Source organism: Pseudoalteromonas sp. MMG010, assembly GCF_018100905.1.
GTDB lineage: Bacteria > Pseudomonadota > Gammaproteobacteria > Enterobacterales > Alteromonadaceae > Pseudoalteromonas.
In genome coordinates, this window is sequence record NZ_JAGJEG010000005.1 from 109,065 (window position 1) to 129,772 (window position 20,708).

Genomic DNA, 20,708 nt, shown 5'->3' on the forward strand with positions numbered 1-20,708 from the left:
TAGTGAATTTTAAACAACAATTATCTCTATTGAAAAGACAACAAACTGGTTGGTTTATTTTTATTCTGTTTGCAATAATTGTTATTAGCAATTCACTATCATTATTTAGAAGTGCAAACGCCTATTTCTATACGACACTGGCAGGTTTCAGTCACTCTCAAAAGAGCGATGTTGTATTAATTGAAAGTGATTTTTTAACTCAACAACATAACCACATTGTCGATGAACTTTTAAATTACTCACCACGCGATATTATTATAGTTAGTAATGAACCTTTATTTCGTGTAGCGAAAAGTAAAGCCGAAAATGTATATTACCCTCACCCATCTTCAAATCAATGTTTATTAAAATTAGAGAGTTGGTCTAACTACAATATCGTCCTAACAAATCAAACAAAGAGTTTATGCCAATCAATTTGGCCTATGATTTTTCCGCAATATGAATTTGACTCTGAGCAATTAATCAACTTTTCATTAGCGCCAAGCGCTTTACCTAAGTTTTCTTCTAAAAGGTTACTTGAACAAGATATCTTAACAGGCCAGCTCCAAAATAAAATCGTTATTGTTGGACAAAAAGATGCAGGCTTTGGCGCAAATTTAAATATTCCAAAATTAGATGAAAGTACAAACAACCTTTATTTGCTCGCATATACTGCCGATACATTATTAAAACAATCGGCTGTCGAAATACTCCCTCTTTGGCAAAGTACTATTGTGCAATTATTGCTGGCAATTATACTTCTGTTTTTTTATCAAAAAACATCAATATACAATAGTTTACTGCTTGCCTTTAGCCTTACATTAATTCTAGGTGGCATTGGTTACTTTATTTTAACGATACAGCAATTATTTATACCTTTAGGCCAACTTTGTTTGCTGAACTTTATTTGTTTATTATGGGTGGTATTTGTTAGAAAACTGAATGAAGACAGTGAACTTGTAAATATAATTGGCAACATCCAACAAAAAATGGTGGGGCGGTATTTACCTAAGTCATTTATTAAACAAAGCTCGCCTTGGGATTCAATTATACACTTAATCAATCAACAGTTAGATTTAAATAAATCAATTTTCCTTGCTCGAAAAGAAGGCGATCACCGTCTCAGCGAAGTCAGATCAATAAACTGCGATATAAAAGATATCAAAGAAATGCGTCGAGATTATAAACGTGCCCCTTATTCAGAAGCACTTAAGGTCTATGGGGTTATTAAAATCGAACGACAGTTTTTCAAAACGATCGGTGAAAATGAAGTTCAATACATAGTTCCGTTAATTTATGCAGGGGATGTGCGTGGTTTTTGGGCCATGACGGTAATTACGTCAGAGAAGTTTAATGAGCAAGCGTTTGAGAAAAACGTGAATTTATTCGCATCGCAAGTAGGTGAGTTACTATTTCATTACCGCATTTATGAAACACAAGAAAAAGAAGCTCAAGGCTGGTTTACTAAGCTATTAACCTTAAGAATAAAAGAGCCATTAAGCCAACAGGCAAAGGCTTCAATAGCTGAAATGGAGCAAAAATTAAGCACCTTAGAGCACATGTTTAATCATATACGCTCAGCAACCGTTCAATTTAATTTATTTGGTCAATTGGTGCAAATTAATAAGTCACTTGAAAAACTAGCCCTTAAGCATCAACTACCCGTTTTTGAAATGTCTGCATTGGATTTATTGTGTCAAACCACAGAGCTAGGGGTTGAAGAAGCAAAAGGGAAACTAAGGTATATCACTTTAAATAAAGCCGAAAGCTACTTTGAAGCAAACTTAGATGGCACAATTTATATTTTAAATGTTCGTTCAATTGGTATTAACCAAATGCAAAGTGCATCTGGTGACCCTTTTCAAATAGCGGGTATTTCGTTCGAGTTTATCGATCTTGCATTTTTTATTGACGAATTACCTCATACCGATAAATTATGCGACTTTATTTGTGACCAACAAAAAGCTAAAACAAGGGAAAACATTTAATGGGTGATTTAATCCTTAATTTTTTCCCAGCGGGCGGAGGATTAGGCCAATCAGTTATAACAACCGTTTGGGTTGGGGTTGCCGTTGTTTGCTTTTTAAATTTACGTTTTGGCTTTCCTTTAACAGGCTTGGTTGTACCGGGATACATTGTTCCGCTTTTAATCGTTAGTCCAACATCAGCGGTTGTTATATTAATTGAAGCAATCGTGGTCTATGTTCTTATGCGCTTAAGCGCAAAGTATGCCATGGAAAAGTTTGGTTACGCTGAAATGTTTGGCCGAGATCGGTTTTTTGCCATAATCTTAATAAGCATTTTGGTACGAGTACTAATGGACACTCTTTTTTGGCCATTTGTAGCAACCTTCTTAAGTAGCTGGGACATTACTTTTGATTACTCTTCACAACTTTACTCTCTTGGTTTAGTCATTATTGCCCTGACTGCAAATGTGATGTGGAATGGTGGTTTCCGCTATGGAATGAAAGTCACGCTAATTCAGCTATTGGTTACCTTTTTAATCGTGCGTTTTATCTTAATGGGCTTCACCAACTTTAGTATAGCCAACTTAGCAATTATGTATGAAGACGTAGCTGTATCTATTATAGCGGCCCCTAAAGCGTATATAATCTTAGTTATCACCGCATTTATAGCATCGCGTGCCAACTTAAAGTATGGCTGGGAGTTTAATGGGATTATGCTGCCTGCCTTACTTGCTTTACAACTGATGCAACCAAGTAAGCTACTGACTTCATTCGCAGAAACCGCAATCATATTAATAATTGGAGCATCGTTACTTAATTTTACTCGTTTAAAACATGCGAATATTGAAGGGGCCCGATTACTATTGCTCTTCTTTAATATCGGGTTTATTTATAAGCTCATTTTAAACTACGGCGTCATATATTATTTCCCGCAAATAAAAGTCACTGATACATTTGCTTTTGGTTATATGCTTGCAACATTGTTAGCATTAAAAATATATCAAAAAAATGCCTTAGGCCTAGTCGTCAGAGCGACATTTCAAACATCTGTGCTCGGTGGTTCGTTAGCAATAGTTATCGGTTTTTTTGTCATGTTCATCCCCTCATTGTTTACAGGCACTGACGAGCAATCAATCACACAAAATAAAACTGTCACATCATTATCTCAACAAATTAGTGAGTACAAAAGCTTTCTATACATAAAAGATAATACCAAAATTGATATTAGCAGTTATCAATCCAGTCAAAATAGAGTGATTTTCAAACAAGCTATTTATGAATTAAATAAAGCCCCTAATTCAGAGCCGGTACTACAAAAAGTAGGCGAAAAGCTTGCACAGGTTCAATTTCAATTATTATTTGATGAAAACAATATTTATATCAGAGATACACGTAAGGACTCGCAACGTGGTTTCTTTGTTATTGCGAGAAAACCGAACACACAATTTGTTGTATCAGTTCCCTACCCTACCTCTGAAAGTATTGCCAGTGATTCAGCAGGGCTTATCTATTCGCATTACAACGCAAAAGCCTTAGTGTTCGGTACCAGTTTAACACCGACCCTAGAGCTTAATGATAACAATACTCAAAGCCCGTTTTATTTAGCATTTATTGAAGCTTTAAACACGAACGAATTATTTCAAGTAAGAGAAAGTAATACAAAAACGAATACCGTCCTGCAACAAAAGCACCCATTAGTTCAAAGTCAGTATTGGATTTATAATCAGCTTCCAGATAAGCTAAGCCAACGTGCTATTGCGAACTTATTAGGCAGTGAAGAAACCTTTTTTGGCGTAGCTACGCCACACAGTTTGCCGAGTAAAACATTCACAGGAGCTATGTTTGAGCTATTTTTAAATAGTGATAATTATGTCTCTTTACTGGCCAATTTAAATCAGCAAAAAAATTCAAGCGCGCTTTACCCTATCAACGTTTCGTCTGAACCGATTGAGAAAATAATACAAGATTTTTCATACCATATAACAACAAAAGGAAGTGGTGATTACACCCCCCTTACGTTAAATGATGCCGCACTGTGGGAGTTTGAAATTCTCGTGCCTCTTTATCGCATTAAAAGACAGCTTGATAATAATGAGTTGAGTGAAAGTGTTAAAAATCAATTAAACCAGGTCAATAGCACTTTACAGCTTACTGGCTACCAATTGACCTTAGTGCAAAACAAACAAGGTCGCTTTTTGTTAATTGCTCCTCAAGATAATCCCAATGCTTATAAGAAAGGACAAGGGTTATACCTATTTAATTTAAATATAGGTTCAAAAATTAACCTTGAAGTACCCAGACCCATTTTCGAAAGTAATACGTTACGTTTTGCCGGGCAACTATATTTAAGTACCAATGCCGAACACTTATTAATTGCCGGTGCACATCCGTATGCACAAGAAGAAGCAAACCTGTTAGCACCACACAACGTAAACTCTCTTTTTAATGTTATTCACCAAAGTTATTTAAGGTTTTTAAAAGATACACCGGTGTTAAATTTACAAGTTAGAAGTCACAGTGCGCCTTCGTGGGTGAGACCATCGGCTCTTGCTTTTCAATTTACACAAATCAACCCTGAACATAACCACCTTTTAACAGATTTAGAGCAAGGTCTAGAAGATTTATCGGTCAATTACGAATTAGTTGCCGGGCAAAAATCGACAAGAGGACTTGAATTAGGCACATCACCACAATCAGGTTATCAAATATTTTCACCTTACAGTGAACTAGCCACTTTATGGTTAGCATCTGACTTTAAAGAAAATTTCTCGATAAATAAATCAAGCTTAATACAGCGTCTGTTAGCGGTTTCTAATACTCCTGACATTGTTTCTTTTAACCCTAGTACATTATCTCCCGATAGCTGGCAATCACTCAATACAATGCAAAAAGATCAACTCAAAGAAATCATTAATAACTATGCAACGACACAAAGAGTCGGCTCGCTTTTGTCTATCTGTGAAAATTATAAGTCTTGCTCATTACAAACAATTCAATTAGAGGGGCAAGGAACATACGCGCTAGTAATAAAGGCGCAAGGTAAGTTACTCGCTATTTTTAATCCTTTAACAAATCATTTAACAGATAGTGAAGAGTTTGCTAGCAAAATGCGCAGAGGTGATTATGTTATTAATTAAGCGCTTGTTTAAGCTTTTTATAGCATTGCTAATTCTGACGGTTGTTAGTATCGCCGCTATGCGGGTTTATATTTGGTTACAATCAGCAGAGAGAGTGAGTGCAAGAGCCGAGGAAGAAACTCGTTCAAATGTACAATGGCTCAGCACAGACAAGTCACTCACTTTTGTTTTTTCATCCACTCGAACTCGTTCTATTCGTGTATTATCTAATGCTATTTTTTCTGAGAAAATGCAGTTTGAAGAACCCGTACAATATGCAATTCAATACACATTACTTGATAGTGATAATAACAAAATTGCTGAAAACATTTACCATCATGCGTCAAAGTTAACGCCCAGTGATAACGAATATCAAATCAAACAAATAATCGAAAACCGTAATGCGTTAAATGTCGCATCGGGCCAATCATTTTATTTATCTGAAAAACTATTAAAATCTGCAAGCGCTATTTCTTTAAAATTAATATCAGAACAGCCTTTGTTAAGCGGAGTCGTCGTCAGAGTACATGGTAAAACGCTTAATGATATCACCGAGCCAGAAGCCGCTTGGCTAAAGCTACCGGTTGATCGACGTGAAAGAGCAACTAATTACCTAAATATAGGATTAAATGCATTATCCGCTGACGAAATTAGTAATGCCGTTACTTTTTCATGGTTTAAGATGGCACCACAAGGTATCCCTGACGTTGATTTTAGAACGGATACACTGTACGAAACTTTACCCTATAACGTCACAACTTATGACTTTTCACAGCAACAGTTAAAGTTAGGTGATTATTATACAGATGAAAATCTTTGTGCCAGTATTTCATTAGCACAAGCGGATAGCTTAAAATTTACAATTAGTCATACACAAAATAAGCCGACGCTTACTTGGTATGATAAAAACCAAATAGAAAAACCAAGGCTCGTCGATTTTAATATTATTAACACTGACAATATATTTCAGACTGAGCGTTTACAGCCAGGTTTAGTCACTATTTGCTCAGATACACCATTGCTCAGTAACTTTAAGTTCGCCTCGGAGTTACCGGTGCTAACGAGTCAAGATAGTTATTATCAAATTAACAACGAGTTATCTGCCGAATACACTATTGATCAAAATACTCACTTAAATATTGAATTACGTTCACTTGAGAATAATAAAACCAATGTCATTATACTTGATAAAAATGGACTAGAAATCGAACGATATAATTTATTTTATAACGGTCAATTATCTCATTTTGACCGTTTAATTGATGATACGACTCAAAGGCAATTAGTAGGAAAAGTACAAACATTTTATTTGCGTACAGAAAGTGAAGCTCACAAGGTTATCATTCAATCAAATAAACCTGTTTTAGTGAGAATGAAGAGCAGAAAAAGTAACTTTAATTATCAGCGCACTATTTGTGATAAAGAATGCCCCAGCTCTGATGATTTATTTGATATTGCAGCATGGTTTGAGCAACAAGCAAATAACCATTACACTTTTAATGAACAAGAGCAGTTAATTAAAATCCGTTCTTTTTTAGAGCCCGATGAAATACAAACAAGGGAGACGTTTTATCATTCGCGTGAATTATTTGAGCAGTTAGCGATTTCAAATACAGCATTAGTAAATAGCCCCTCTCGGTATTATCAACCTATCAAACCTGCCACGGTATTTAATTATGGTTTAATTGATAGCACCTCGCTTATAAACGCTATCTCTAATGTTGAAAATACAACCCAAGCTTCTGTCATTGTTAAACAACAAAAGCACTCGGCAAAAGAGCTCAGTTTAGATAACGCAACAGCATCTCAACTCAGTGAAATAAAAAGTGATGCGCCGTTTGTATATCAAAACTGGCAAGGTAAACGACCTTGGGTAAAGCAACGTGTTTATAAGCTATCTGCAAATAAGCCGCTAAATGTCACGTTTGCCAACGATCAGCCTTTAAGTCTTGTGCTAAAGGCCTATTCACATCAAGCTAATCAATTAATTAACTTAGATGTTTCGCTGAACGCTAATTATGTCAAAGGCTTAACGCAAGAATATAGTATTACAAATAGCCATTACCGTTTATTCCCAAGTAAGGAAATTGACGCATTTTTAGTTCATCCGCAAGATAGTTTATTACATACCTACCCTGCACTTACTAAAACGATAAATGCTGATATCAAAAACCTTAAAAGTGTTTCTATCCTCAGCCAAACTGATATTTGGATCACTGTATTAGAAGAATATGCTACTGAAGAGCAAAAAATAAGGTGGTGGAATGAAGATAACCAATAAACTACTTTTTTCATTTTTATGTTTTGTCTGCAGCACGCCTGTTGCTGCCGAGAACTCATCACCAAGCATTGAATATCGTACGCTGCAACTACAGTTTTCTCAGTGGTTGAAGCATGCTGAAGATAAACAACCCATACAAGGTTTTAAAGAACAAGTTACCCGTACTTTAATAGCCGATAGCTCAGTGGTAAGTGGTGGGGAATTTAAGCTGCAAACAAAAAATAAACAGTGCGTTTCATTTGCGCCGCATCGTTTTTTTGACAAACTTACTTATAAAATTGCAAGCAGTCTATTTAACTCCCAGTGTAATGTATTAATTGCCAATACACTGCACAGAAAAAAAACGGATAATAACAATCTAAAAATAGATTTAGCAAGCTATCAAAACAGTGCTGCCAATGCGTTTTTAATGGCTTATAGTAAAACAGTAGAGCATTTTTTTATATATCAAATACATGGGTTTGATGCGAATAAACGTAAAACTCATGCAGCTAAAAATGCAGATGTTATTTTGAGTCAAGGGATAAAAGCGCCATCAAGAACATTACAAGCAGTAGCAAATTGTTTAAATTCAGACTTAAATTTAAACAGCCTACTTTATCCAAATCAGGTTAAAGAATTAGGCGCAACGAAAAACATTTTAAATATTGTCGCGCCAACAAACAGTACTTTTTTTCATATCGAGTTAAGCTACTCTTTGAGAAAACGCTTAACCTCTGAACCTAATTTTATGAGTAAATTTAGCCAATGCGTCACGCTTTCATAATTATAACTTTCATTACATTGCTTTTAAGCCATTCAAGTGCTTTTGCCAACGCTGAGTTTGTACGCCAATCACCAAAATGGCTAAATGAAACGGCTGCGTTAAAGGTGAAAGAAACACAGGATGTTATGCATTTTTCACCAAACCAAAGTCGTACGCTATGGTTGGCAAACTCACAATGGTTAGAAATTAATAAAGAAGCGTTCAATATATTTGATATTGCAATCGGCCGGAGCGAGCAAGCCCTGCAGAAGGTAACTTTGCTCAATGATTTTAATTGTCAGCAATCACAATGCCAATTAGCTGCTACGGATTACAACCGTGTTGTTGTTTTTAATAATAAAAAAGAGCAAACAAGCAAGATTCAACTTATGGTTGGAGAAAATATCCAACACCGAGATAGTTTTCGCCGCACGCTAAAACTACCTAGAGAAGTGACCCGCCTGCAATACGGCCAAAAAGTGGAGCATTATTACCATTTCAATAAAGGTGAAAGCGTTACATTATTTTTTCAACATGCACGAAAAATAAAAATATCAGTGCGCAAAGATTTAACGCAATTTGATGATACCGGTAAGGTATATGCTTATTTAGATAAAAAGCTCAGTGCCATAATAGCCACCCCAGTGAGTAGAGCAGCCGAATTTAAACAACAAATTGGTATTGTAAATAATGAGTATTTAGCTGTTGCTAAGGGCGAATATTTAACCCTCACTAGCCAAACTGATGCATATATAAAAATAGAGCAAAGTCACAGAGGGATTTATGACTCAAGTGTTATGGAAAAACAGCAAGAGGCACTTTATCAACCCTACTGGAATAATAATTTAGACAATACATTAAGCAAAATTTATTTTGATCATGATTTATCGCCACTTGATACGCGAGTCTTTGTAGATAACGATCCGCTAGCACAAAAACGATACCAGAATATCCTTTCAACAGTATCGAAAAATAGTTTTTTAACTCCTAACGGAACTGAAAATAACCAGGTTATAAACCATACTATTAAACATTTTAATAGCCTTTCACAATTGCGTTTAGTCGATGATACTTTATACCCTAGATTAACGTCACATTATGGCAATATCATCGAGCTTACAAATAATAGTCATACATTTGATATTTCACATATCAATAACGTTTCACCAACGCTGACGCTATTTGCTCAAAGCCACTCTGATAGCCAATTACTTATTAGTACCACTCATCAAACGTGGACATTATCGTTAAAGCACAATACTAATTTTTTAACATTTACACTCCCGATAGCAATCAATGAAAAACAAATAACAATTACAAATTTAAACCCGCAATCACAACCTGTTTCGTATGCAATCAGCTTTCGGGAATTAACAGATCTGCCAAATAATGAGCTTTTATATTCGCAGCCCTATCCGCTTATTAAAAAAAGTCCGCTTTTAAAACAGCTACTTACCTCAAAATTAACGCAATTAAGTGAGGAGTATTTAGCAAGCATTACGCCATATAATGTAAATCGAGAGGCTTTACCCTCTAATGATAAAAAAATGAGCACAATGACCTTTTTGCATAAATTAGGACAAGTAGAATATTTAGCAAAATCAGATCCGATAAACGCATTATTAAAACTTAAACACCTAGTAAATGCACCTACAACTGAACTATCAATAAAAGCTTGGAAGCTGCGTATACAACTATTACAAAAACAAAATAAAGGGTTACTGGCAAAAAGTTATTTAGAGGGATTATTTAAAAGCAGCCAAAATCATAAAATTAAACAGTATGCTGCCAGCTCGTTAATCACACAATACCAACACTTACAGCAAGATAATTTAATGCTAGGTTTATGTGCCAGTGCTTATACTTTATTAACACAATGTCCAAATGTAATAATTCAAATTGCCTTAAAACAGAATAAAAATTTGCTGGCTTTATGGCTTTCACATGACTTTTCAGCGCAAGCAAATAACGCAGTTGGATTTAGCCAACTAAATTGGCGTAATTTTGCCCCAAGTGCCCCGCTTAAAAGCGAGTATTCTGCACAGTATGTAGCGAGTCAACTTTTAACCAGCTCAGAAAATGCTTATTCCGCAGTTAAAATAGCAGAAAATCAACCCTTGGTTATTGAAGCTGGTACTGCGCCACTGACAATTTCACTTCGAGCACGAACAAAAAGCGTACAAAACGGGCAATATAAAATGGCTTGGCTTTACGCAAAGAGTAAACAACAAAATAAGTTATTACCTATTTATGCTGATATTGCATCAAATACAGCACTGAATGAGACAAAAGAAAGCTTATCCATTGCAGCCGATGCGCTATTAACGTTGCAACCTGGTGAGCGTATTGTACTTAAGAGTAACCAAACAACATTTGTTACTTATACGGTTATCCCTGAATATCAAAGCGAGCAATTTACTTATAAAAATAGCGCTGCGAATAACTTAGTTACACACGATTTTATGGCATTACTATATAGCCATGATGTTAGTTTGCACGATATATTGACTGATGCCCTGTACAAATTATCGCAAAAAAAATTGAGCATAAATGAATATACTCAACTACTTTCTCGTACCGAAGTAACCCCTATTTCAGCACTTCTTGGTACCCTTTACTCACGTATAACCAGCTATGGTGAATGGGTTTCTATCCCACAGTATAATGACTTCGCTGGTACACAATTAATCAATGTCGATGCCATAGAAATGGCCAGCTATAGTGATCAACTTGTACGAAGTAGTACAGTAAAACATGCTGAACAAGGTATTTTACTGAGACCTTTTCATGAACTTAATATTGATTTAACACAAACGCGATCAACACAAATAAGATTAAATTTTAATTTCTCTGCAGCAGAGCTGTCACAAAAAAGTGTCGCCAATGTCGCTATCAATACAGGTTCATCAAATTCAACATGGTCTGTACCGCACAATCAAACAAGTCAATTTGGTTTTAATAAAACTGAACTCAAAAACAATGTGTTATCTATGCGCTGGTTAAACCCTTACCTTTCGCAAACATTAACCGTCAGTGCCGAGCAATATATTAAGGGCCACTGGGAGAAATTACAGCTACCTAACAAGCTATTATTTTACACTGCAACTAAAGCGCAGCCCGTGACAGTTAATTTAAGTGCTGATCGGTTTATCAAATTAGAACAAGTAAGAAAAAACGGCACTCAATCGATGCAACGTACTGAGCAACGTTTTATACACCCTGCGGGTAAAGTGGAAATTAAAACAGATAAATTAACGCATGTGCGCCTATATCAGTGGCAGTTAAGTGAATTTAATTCAAAGATATCTACTTTTAAGCAACCTACGCTTAAGTTTGCCGATAAAATTGTTTATAAAGCACCTAAGGGCGAACAGTACACACAAAGCAATGCGACATTAAAACCCGAAGAGTTAAATTGGCAAGCCTTTGTCGGTTATGACCGCCAAGGTATTTTTGAATCAGCTGAAGGCATTGCAACTAAAGAAAACATCGATTTTGGAGCCCGCTTTCGTTTAAATTATAACGAGCACTGGTATCGTGTAGATATCGCTCAATCACTGAGCAATCAACAAACTGACGTCGTTTCTGTAGATGGTTATTATAAATGGCGAGATCACCAAACACCTTGGTACTTTAACGCAGCACTGCAAACGACTTGGCAATATGCTAATGAAGGTAATAAGAGCCAACGCTCAGCCTATACCTATTTAGAAGCGGGACAAATTTGGCAAATAAACTCGACTCATCGTCATCAATGGCAAGTGAGCCCATTTTACAATTATAGTAGTGCGGATCTCACTGATTACTTACTCGATGATAAATTAAACTCTGATATTTATAATTTTTATCGTGATGATCATCGCTCAGGCTGGCAGGGAGAATATAATTACCGCTACCAACCTTGGGTTGATAACTACTTAGAATTTGGTGTAGCAAGTACTTCTAATGAAGACTGGACTAGCCTTGATAATATTAGCTTTTCAACATCGTGGAATCAGTTTTATCATGGCCACATCTTTAAAGCAGGTTTAACCAGCGCTTATCTTTTTGCCGATGATGATAGAGCAATAGATACTTGGCAGTATATTTCGGGTTTATCTTGGCAGAAGCAAGTTTGGTTAGGTAACTTTTCTCAAGGATGGTTGAAATTAAGCTGGGACCAAAACTGGTTTCATAATAGTCATAATATTGGCCTGGAATTTTCTACGGGAAACATTTCAAGAACAGGTTTTGCTCCTTTTGCTGATAATGAAATTATTTTTCCCTCATTACAATTTAATCACTTTTTAGAGCAGTATAACAATGACCAAAGATGATTTAAAAAACCAACTAGAAAAGATTTTATTTTCTGATATTTCTAGTTTTTGGTTAGATCTTTATCGAAAAAAATATAGTCAGTTAGTCAACGACATTGCCGCTTGGGATTTGATTCAAGATATGCCCGAGGATGAAGATGAAAATGCATGGTTACTTTTACAGACAATTGCTTTTTTACGGTATGAAATAGAAACAAAACAACAAAAAATTGAAAAGCTTGATACTGATTATTTATTATTTATAAAACGCTTAAGTCATGGTGAAATTAAAGCTGAGCGTGAATTTCATATTCTCGATTATGCTAAACAGCTTGGGGCGACAGCAGAAGAATTAAAAGAGGATAAACTCGCATTCAACCGTTGGTTTGACGAAGGCGCGGTAATTAATCGCTACCAAGATTCCGTCGCCGAAATTGAGCAGACTCTTAAGTTCTTAATAGGCAAATTAGGTGATTTAACGAATAACTATATTAAAAATCACGCAACAAAAGCTGAAGATGCGTGGATTAAGTTGGACTTAGAAAACTTTATCAGCCAACTTTTAGATAAATCGGATAATGATCACCTGCGTAATGGCCTATATCGCGCTTTAGCAAATCAAGTTCAGTTAATGTACTCGCTCGATATTGCACCAGAACTAAGTGCAGATCTAATTGCGAGTTTGGTTTTATCTCTTGAATTAGAACAAACCCCTCACGATGCCAAAATCGATATCCTCGAGATTTTAGTATTACAAAGGCCGACTTTTATCCAAGGGTATATTCAAACGCAAATAGAATTAAGTACAGAACACACATTAACCCCCCATACCCACTCAAAATTACTTTTTTTACTGAGTGCTTTTCCTGCCATTTTAACTAAAACACCGCAGCTAACAAGCAGTACTGAGCAAATATTACTCCAATTAGCACAGCACCCTTTTGATAGAGTAAGGCAAAGTGTGTATGAACAAGCTATCCATTATAGTTTTAAGTTTTTAGTCCAGTTACTACATTTTGGGCTTCAAACAGAAAAAGAAGACGCGGTTCGCTTTACTATTTTTAAGCAACTAACATTAGCAAAATTAACCCAAGACAATGTTGCTTTTAACTCTTGGAAAAGTGCCCTACAAAGTAATGAATGCTTTGAAATAAAACGTTTGCTGCTTGAATTGAGCACCCGGATCATGTTTAACCAACAGGTTGAGTCTGAAGATTATGAATTAATATTTAATCAATATATCACCATATTAAATGATCAACTCGAACATGAGAAAAACCTTGCTGTTAAACGTATCATCACTCGCACTCGCGAGCAGTTATTTTGCTTTATGCATCAAAACCATATGGCTGAATTCGATAGTGCATTATTGACTGACTCGCAAATGACGATGTCAAAATCAATTATCGATGAGCAACTGTTAGGTCGTATTTTAAGTCGTAAAGCACAGCAACACAGTGGATTTAACGTCAGCAGCAATAGCAAACATTGGCACATTACTCACGGTTATCAATTTGGTTTTAGACTATGGCGTTTTTGGCATGAATGGCGTAATCCAAGCTCTGATAAACGTCAAAGTTATAACCATATTAAAGCAAGAAAACCATCTGCATTCATGCATGTACCTAGCTCTACGGTTGCTGAAATCAGTGAGACAAATGTACCCGGTGAACCATTCTTTCATAGTGAGGAATTTAGTACTCGCACACACCTGCCTTTACTTGATTTTCTTTTATCGGTATTAAGCCAAGACAATATAAAAGGGGATGCTAAAACTTATACTCCCGATGGGATACTTTGCGTTACCCCCCCTAAATCGACATTAAAAAGATTAAAAGTATATTTTTGGTTATCGATGAACTACGCACGCTTAGATGCCTTAAGAAAAAGTAATGCAATAGAACAAACCCATTACTTAGAGGAACTTAAAGGGCAAGGTTTTAAATTTACTTTTAATAGTTATGGCGATCAACTCAATAGTTCTTTTCCGGTTGAATCATCAATATCTGCTTTATATCAACGTTTGAGCATCACCCCTTTAATAGCAAATATTTGGCTCAGTTTTAAAGAGTATTTGTATTCAATTTATCAAAATACAATCGGGCAATTAGTCTTTTTTGTTACCGCTTTTATTTTATACTTTTGGGGCCGCCATATTCATGCTAGTCGCCGGATTCGCAATGATAGAAAGCATATTCCTGTCAGCATCGGGGGCTGGGGCACACGTGGTAAATCAGGTACAGAACGTTTAAAAGCCGCTTTATTTAGTAGTCTTGCGTTAAAGTCTGTTACAAAAACAACCGGTTGTGAGGCAACATTAATTTATGCCCGCTCCAATGGTGAACAATTTGAAATCCCCATATTTAGGCCATTTGATAAAGCCACAATTTGGGAGCAAAGTGATGTATTGCATTTTGCTAAAAATGTTAAAGCCGATGTTTTTCTATGGGAATGTATGGGGTTGACGCCTCGGTATGTGAAAATATTAAGAACATGGATGCAAGATAACTTTTCAACCATTACGAATGCCTACCCCGATCATGAAGATATTTTAGGGCCAACTGGGGTCGATGTTGCCAGCGAAATGGCTAATTTCATCCCTCCTAAAAGTTTAGTATTTACGTCTGAGCAAAATATGGCTCCCATACTCGAACTCGATGCTCATCAAAAACAAAGTAATCTTATTCAAGTTCACTGGGGAGATGGGTTTCAAATCACTTCTGATATACGTGCACTATATCCTTATGAAGAACACCCTGACAATATCGCTTTAGTTTGTAAAATGGCTGAGCATATTGGTATTAACAAAGACTATGTGTTTAAAGAAACAGCGAAACGTATTGTCCCTGACATTGGTGTTTTACAGCACTTTAATGCAGCAAAAATAGAAGATAGCTCGATCTCCTTTGTTAATAGTATGTCTGCTAATGAACGCTTAGCGACATTAGAAAACTGGCGCAGACTGGATTTATTTTCACTTAGTAATCAACCAGACAAGCAAATTATTGCATTAATTAATAACCGTAACGACCGTGTTTCTCGCTCAAAGGTGTTCGCACAAATACTCGCGCATGATCTTCCATTTGATAAAATGGTGGTGATTGGGACAAATATTGACGGATTTTATAGTTATTATTTACAAGCAGTAGAAAAAAGAATCGAAAAAATATTAGTGAATAATGATTCTCAAGAATTTTCAGTTCTGTGTAATCAATTGCAATTAATTGACAAACAACAGCTCAGAGCTATTTATAATTACGCACTTCCCGACATCGACAGTGATGTTTTAGTTAACGAGCTACTAGAGAGTACCCAGCCACACACAGTATTGAAACAACATGCGCCAAATTTAACTACCGTACGCTACAATGCCCTAGCGCAAAAGCTTGAGCATTATAATTATTCACAACAGATAAAAATATTAGAAGATGATTTACTCTCAAATAAAGACGTCATAACAGCGCTGTTATTAGCATTTATAAAATCAAAAGTGGTACTCGTTGAAGAAACCAATATCAACCCCGATGAACTGACATCACGTATTGTCGATTTAGCCACACCTCATTGCCATCAAGTGGTGGTTGGAATGCAAAATATTAAAGGTGTTGGCTTAAACTATGTGTATACATGGCAACAATGGCAGGATGTTTATCAAAGTGTAGAAACGCTTTTGAACCCACAAAGTAGCAGCCACGAATTTAAAAAACAGCTATTAAAACTCAGTTTAGTATCGAACTATAGTTTACTCGGCGTTAACTTTATTAGTGACTCCATAGATGAAATAAAAAAAGCCACTCATGCGCAAAATGAATTTAGCCAAACAGAGATATTAAAAATTTCTGAAAAAATAGCTTTAACTAAAAGTAAGCAATCTAGTACATATAAAAACAGCACAAGTAATGTGTTTACTCGATTCATTACCCAAGTCATAGAGTCTTTTTTAGAGGCTGGGGCCGCTATAAAGCGTAAAAAGGTTGCTAATCAAGTATATCAAGATATTGCACAGCAAAGGATCACACTTGAAAAGGCAATTGAAGTACTTGCAAAGTTAAATCGAAATCAAAAACCAGGTTGGTTGTCATTAAATAATAAAAAGGATAACAACCCAATTGATTAGAGGTAATTAGTTTGGATGATAGGTAGATAACTTAATATAAACATAAGTACTACCTATCATTTTTTTAATAAAAAAAACAAAAAAAGTTAAAACACGCCCTCACGCTAAATAACAAAACAAAGTAAATTAAAAACAACAACTTATGTAAATGACTTTATATTTTAAGTTAATTTATCAAAATAAATCTTTGTTTCAAATTTGACCACAAACAAATAAAACCACATAATAGTACCAATGAATATTAATATTATGTTAACAAAAGTAATCATTACTTTTTAACAGGAGATTATAATGAAAAAATTTAAACTGGCTGCTTTACCACTATTAGTTGTATCAGGCCTTGCGACAGCAAATACTAACTTGGTAGAAAATGGGTCATTCGAAACGGATGTTGTTTCACAAAAGTGGGCGTTAGTAGATGTAATTTCAGGCTGGCAACGTAGTGACAATGCACAAGCAGAAATTCAAACGAATAGCTTAGGTATTATTGATGCTGTAGAAGGCACACAATACATTGAACTAGATTCAACTGAGAATTACAGCATCAAGCAAACTATTGCGACACAAGCTGGTAAAACGTACAGCTTAAGCTTTTCTTACTCTGCACGCGTTGCTGATGACGAAGATACGAATGCAGCTGAAGTATTATGGAATGGCGAAGTCGTTGCTGAATTAAACTCATCAACGCCTGGCTGGGAACAACACACAGTAACTTTAACCGGTGCTGATGATGTTAGTGTATTAACTTTTGCTGGTACAGGTACTGACGACTCTTACGGTGCTTTCATCGATGATGTTAAACTAGAAGCGGTATGTGATGTAACGACTGGTTTATACGGCATGAATAAATTTGGCTCTGCAAGCGAAGGGTTTATTTACCACCTTGATACAGAAACAGGTTCATCAACTAGCCTAATCGGTGTTAACAATACTGCGTCTAATATTGCAAGTAAAGATGGCGTTTTATACTTTATGGAACAACTTGATAGCTCAACCAAAGCGTCTCAAGTATTAGCGTATGACCTTGCTTCTAAAGAACAAACATTAGTTAACCAAACGGTATCATACCCAATCTACCGCTCTGCTGTAACACCAGACGGTTTATCGCTTCGCGCTACAAGCAAAACTTACATGTATGATTTTGATCTTGAAACAGGTGCTAAAACTGTACTGGGCAAATTAACTTACCCTGGTGATTCATTCTCTGATGGTGATATTGCATACTCAGCTGATAACAACGTACTTTACGTACTAACTGGTAAAGCATTGTATACTTTAGATGAAGGTTCGCTTGACCTTTCTCTTGTTGGTGAGCACGGTATTAACTGGGCTTCAGGTATCGCAGTTTCAGATGAAGGTACAATCTTTGTTTCTGGTCGTGTAAGCGGTGAGAATGCTAAGATTTACTCTTTAGATCAAAATACAGCTGAGCCGACCTTTGTAATGGAAGGCCCTGACCATATCAATGACTTAACATTTGTTAGTGACAGTATCTGCCAATAATCTATTGTTAAATAAAAAGGGTTAGCAATTGCTAACCCTTTTTTATTTCTGTTTATTGCTCACAGAATTAAAGCTTTAATGCTCTAGTTCTTAACATAACTGTATTTATGGCGTTAAGAACGTCGTTTATTCATAACAGTGCAATGTATGTATTTATTTTTATAGGTATTATTTAACTCTTTTTAATTCAACAACGTCAGATGAAACCGTTGTCTGAATACTGTTGATATAACTTTGCCCATAAATAGCTGCTATCACAAAAAGTATCAGCGTTACGCTCGTAAATCTTACCCACTGAGATAAATACCAATAGACAATACTCAATGTGAATACAATGAGCACTATATCGAAATTAAACAGGGTTTTTAGTAATATTAAGGTGTTGTCTATCGAATGTTGCTCAACGGTGTTATTCATAGCAAAGAGTTCTATGTAAAATAATGCAATTGCAATCACCACACAGACACATAATTTAATTTTTGTTAATGGTGTAGATGGAACCGCAATCACTAACAAAGCAAAAAAAGCGGCATTTTTTATGACATCAAAGTTAATGATACCGTAATACATTAACGCAAATTTAATTAAAAAATATAGGTTCCAAATACCCAGTCCAGTTAATTTCACGATTTATCCTTCTTATTTTCATATTTGTACGGTATTAAGTACTCATGCTTAAAAGTTATTTTTTTATAGTACGTTTTTACTTTTTTAACGATTAAAGAAGCTATTAAGCACAACAATGCGCCCCCTATAGCTGCAAAAAATGCGGTTATTAAAAACTGATTAAAACTCATTGTTTATCTTCTACCTGTAATTTTATACGTGTTGCAGCAGGTCTTTCATATGTTCTAAATTCTACTGGGGCTTCCTCAGTAGTCTTGCCTACACTCGGTGAATAGATATGTTCCATTAACTGGTTTGTGTAATCGGGAATATCTTGCCCAGCAAATAGCTTGCGTTGTTGTTTACACGATTGCTGAATATAAAAGTGCTCTGAAATAACTTCTGTTTGAGTAAAAAACTCTTTTAAGTTTAATTTAAATAAGTGTTTTATCGCTTTATCCACATCATGCTCTCTACATGCATGTAGATATAAATAGACCGAATTCCCCGCGGCACTTATTATATCCCCCTCTCGTTTGATATGAAATAAATGCAATGGGTGTATCGCTTCGATACGTGGTAATAACTCTAGTAAAACTAATACTCCACTGATCCCTAAATTTACAGCAGCTTCACTATTTTCTTCTACCTGTTGTATAAATTCATAAAATGGTAGGTACCCTTTGCCAAGTGAACTTGCCGTTTCAGTTAAAATTTCATCAACATTACTTGGTAATTGACGTGAAAACTGAAAACCTTGAATTGATTGTATCTGTGAAAACAACCTAGAAGGCTCAGAATAGCTATACAAAATAAGGTTTACACCTAATGTTAAGAATAAACATTCATCTTGATGGCGAATAATGCCATCGACATTTTGAATAACTAACTTTAACCATCGCCCACCTTTATTTCTTAACTCAAAACACATTTTAGCCAGCGCAACAAGATCGGTATAACGTGTAACGCTAAACACTAATGTAGCGGCGTTTAAGTCTTCTGCTAACTTGAGTAAGTCTTCATTATTTTCAACTGTTAAAAATAATGCAGGTAATTTTGTACCTTCTGGCACACAGTTTTTCACTAACCACACATTATCTTCATCTTGAAATTGAGAATGAACTAGCTGTTCATTTATATGAGGTTTTTCAGCAACGATATGAGAGCTTATTTTTGTAAATGTATATTGTGTTTGCGCCAACACCCCTTTTTTATGACTCCAATAATCATAATCAATCATGTTTACTGAAGAATCTTTATATATAAAAGCAATACCATTTAAGTGTCTATTTAAGCTTTTTGAAAGTTCACGGTATCGAGGCGTATCAGGTCCAGTTAACAGCAGTAACAGGGTAATATTAAATTTTAAAGCAAAACGATTTAGTTTAACTATTAATGATTCGAAGTTTTGCGTACTCAAACTAGCTAAATCTTTAAAATTAAAATGTAAAATAGTCAGTGAGTGTTTGATTTTATGATAACTACTTAACTCTCTAATTAACCCAGATAGAACAACATCAACACTTGTGGTTGAGGATTTTTCGGAAAAAGAGAAAGGGTGTAGACGACCCGATTCATATAACGTTATAAGTGATTGAGAATAATCAGTCTCAAAAAAAACATCGGCTTCTTGTGCAAGCATAAAAACATTTTGCGTATCGTCAACATAATTAACTGCTTGAAGCGCATAATCCAGTACCAAATCATTAATTGGCGATAGTAAAATATACCCTCCAGGATTCGCCAACTCTTGCGCTGCAGGTTGCAAACCATCAATGTTAAATCTGTGCACAATATTTACCTTAAATTTTTGTTAATTTTATTGAAACTGCTATTTATATAATACTAAATTACTGTACACTTATTGAATACAAAAATATATCGATTAACGCGGGGTATTATGCAAAACATTGAATTTAAAAGTATATATACTTTAACAAAAAGCGATATAGATAATTTAGTTAACCGTTTTGGTGGTGATAGCACGCAGTACCTTGAAATCACTGATAGCTATAAAAACAATCAAACAATTAAAAAATACCCGCTGATAAAAGAAATCCAAACCACTTTCATCTTAAAAAACGTGGATGAGGTGTAAC

10 protein-coding genes are annotated in these 20,708 nt (G+C 35.5%); 8 read left to right on the forward strand and 2 right to left on the reverse strand.

The window, feature by feature from the left end; all coding sequences use genetic code 11:
- Positions 1-2 precede the first annotated feature (2 nt).
- The 7 genes from J8L70_RS07525 (at position 3) to J8L70_RS07555 (ending at position 18,003) form a co-directional block, all read left to right on the forward strand.
- The gene (locus tag J8L70_RS07525) at positions 3-1,967 is read left to right on the forward strand and encodes a CHASE2 domain-containing protein (RefSeq protein WP_211054927.1); all 1,965 of its coding nucleotides are present in this window, start codon (positions 3-5) and stop codon (positions 1,965-1,967) included.
- Entirely contained in the window at positions 1,967-5,083 is a 3,117-nt protein-coding gene (locus J8L70_RS07530; protein ID WP_211054928.1) for a poly-gamma-glutamate biosynthesis protein PgsC/CapC, read from the forward strand. Before J8L70_RS07525 ends, J8L70_RS07530 begins: the two co-directional genes overlap by 1 nt.
- The gene (locus J8L70_RS07535) at positions 5,070-7,343 is read left to right on the forward strand and encodes a hypothetical protein (protein ID WP_211054929.1); all 2,274 of its coding nucleotides are present in this window, start codon (positions 5,070-5,072) and stop codon (positions 7,341-7,343) included. The genes J8L70_RS07530 and J8L70_RS07535 overlap by 14 nt, the downstream gene beginning before the upstream one ends.
- Entirely contained in the window at positions 7,327-8,109 is a 783-nt protein-coding gene (locus J8L70_RS07540) for a hypothetical protein (RefSeq protein ID WP_211054930.1), read from the forward strand. The genes J8L70_RS07535 and J8L70_RS07540 overlap by 17 nt, the downstream gene beginning before the upstream one ends.
- Positions 8,091-12,404 (forward strand): hypothetical protein, encoded by a 4,314-nt coding sequence (locus J8L70_RS07545; protein ID WP_211054931.1) that lies wholly within the window; start codon positions 8,091-8,093, stop codon positions 12,402-12,404. The genes J8L70_RS07540 and J8L70_RS07545 overlap by 19 nt, the downstream gene beginning before the upstream one ends.
- The gene (locus J8L70_RS07550) at positions 12,391-16,500 is read left to right on the forward strand and encodes a poly-gamma-glutamate synthase PgsB (RefSeq protein ID WP_211054932.1); all 4,110 of its coding nucleotides are present in this window, start codon (positions 12,391-12,393) and stop codon (positions 16,498-16,500) included. Before J8L70_RS07545 ends, J8L70_RS07550 begins: the two co-directional genes overlap by 14 nt.
- Before the next feature lie 291 nt (positions 16,501-16,791).
- Positions 16,792-18,003, forward strand: a complete 1,212-nt coding sequence (locus J8L70_RS07555; protein WP_211054933.1) for a DUF642 domain-containing protein — start codon at positions 16,792-16,794, stop codon at positions 18,001-18,003.
- Positions 18,004-18,171: 168 nt separating this feature from the next.
- On the opposite strand, the gene bcsG is transcribed toward J8L70_RS07555, so the two are convergent.
- Positions 18,172-18,630 carry a cellulose biosynthesis protein BcsG gene (gene bcsG / locus J8L70_RS07560; protein ID WP_211054934.1) on the reverse strand — a complete coding sequence of 153 codons (459 nt, stop codon included), beginning with the start codon at positions 18,628-18,630 and terminating at the stop codon, positions 18,172-18,174.
- Positions 18,631-18,796: 166 nt separating this feature from the next.
- Positions 18,797-20,401, reverse strand: coding sequence for a cellulose biosynthesis protein BcsE (bcsE, locus tag J8L70_RS07565; RefSeq protein WP_211054935.1), 1,605 nt, complete (start codon positions 20,399-20,401; stop codon positions 18,797-18,799).
- Between the two features lie 108 nt (positions 20,402-20,509).
- On the opposite strand from bcsE, the gene bcsR reads away from it, so the two are divergent.
- Entirely contained in the window at positions 20,510-20,707 is a 198-nt protein-coding gene (gene bcsR / locus J8L70_RS07570; RefSeq protein ID WP_211054936.1) for a BcsR/BcsP family cellulose biosynthesis protein, read from the forward strand.
- Position 20,708: the final 1 nt, after the last annotated feature.

Coding starts and splice junctions, on each gene's coding strand:
- J8L70_RS07540 (WP_211054930.1), top strand. CDS start 7,327: ATGAAGATAACCAATAAACTACTTTTTTCATTTTTATGTTTTGTCTGC.
- J8L70_RS07530 (WP_211054928.1), top strand. CDS start 1,967: ATGGGTGATTTAATCCTTAATTTTTTCCCAGCGGGCGGAGGATTAGGC.
- bcsR (WP_211054936.1), top strand. CDS start 20,510: ATGCAAAACATTGAATTTAAAAGTATATATACTTTAACAAAAAGCGAT.
- J8L70_RS07550 (WP_211054932.1), top strand. CDS start 12,391: ATGACCAAAGATGATTTAAAAAACCAACTAGAAAAGATTTTATTTTCT.
- J8L70_RS07545 (WP_211054931.1), top strand. CDS start 8,091: ATGCGTCACGCTTTCATAATTATAACTTTCATTACATTGCTTTTAAGC.
- J8L70_RS07555 (WP_211054933.1), top strand. CDS start 16,792: ATGAAAAAATTTAAACTGGCTGCTTTACCACTATTAGTTGTATCAGGC.
- J8L70_RS07535 (WP_211054929.1), top strand. CDS start 5,070: ATGTTATTAATTAAGCGCTTGTTTAAGCTTTTTATAGCATTGCTAATT.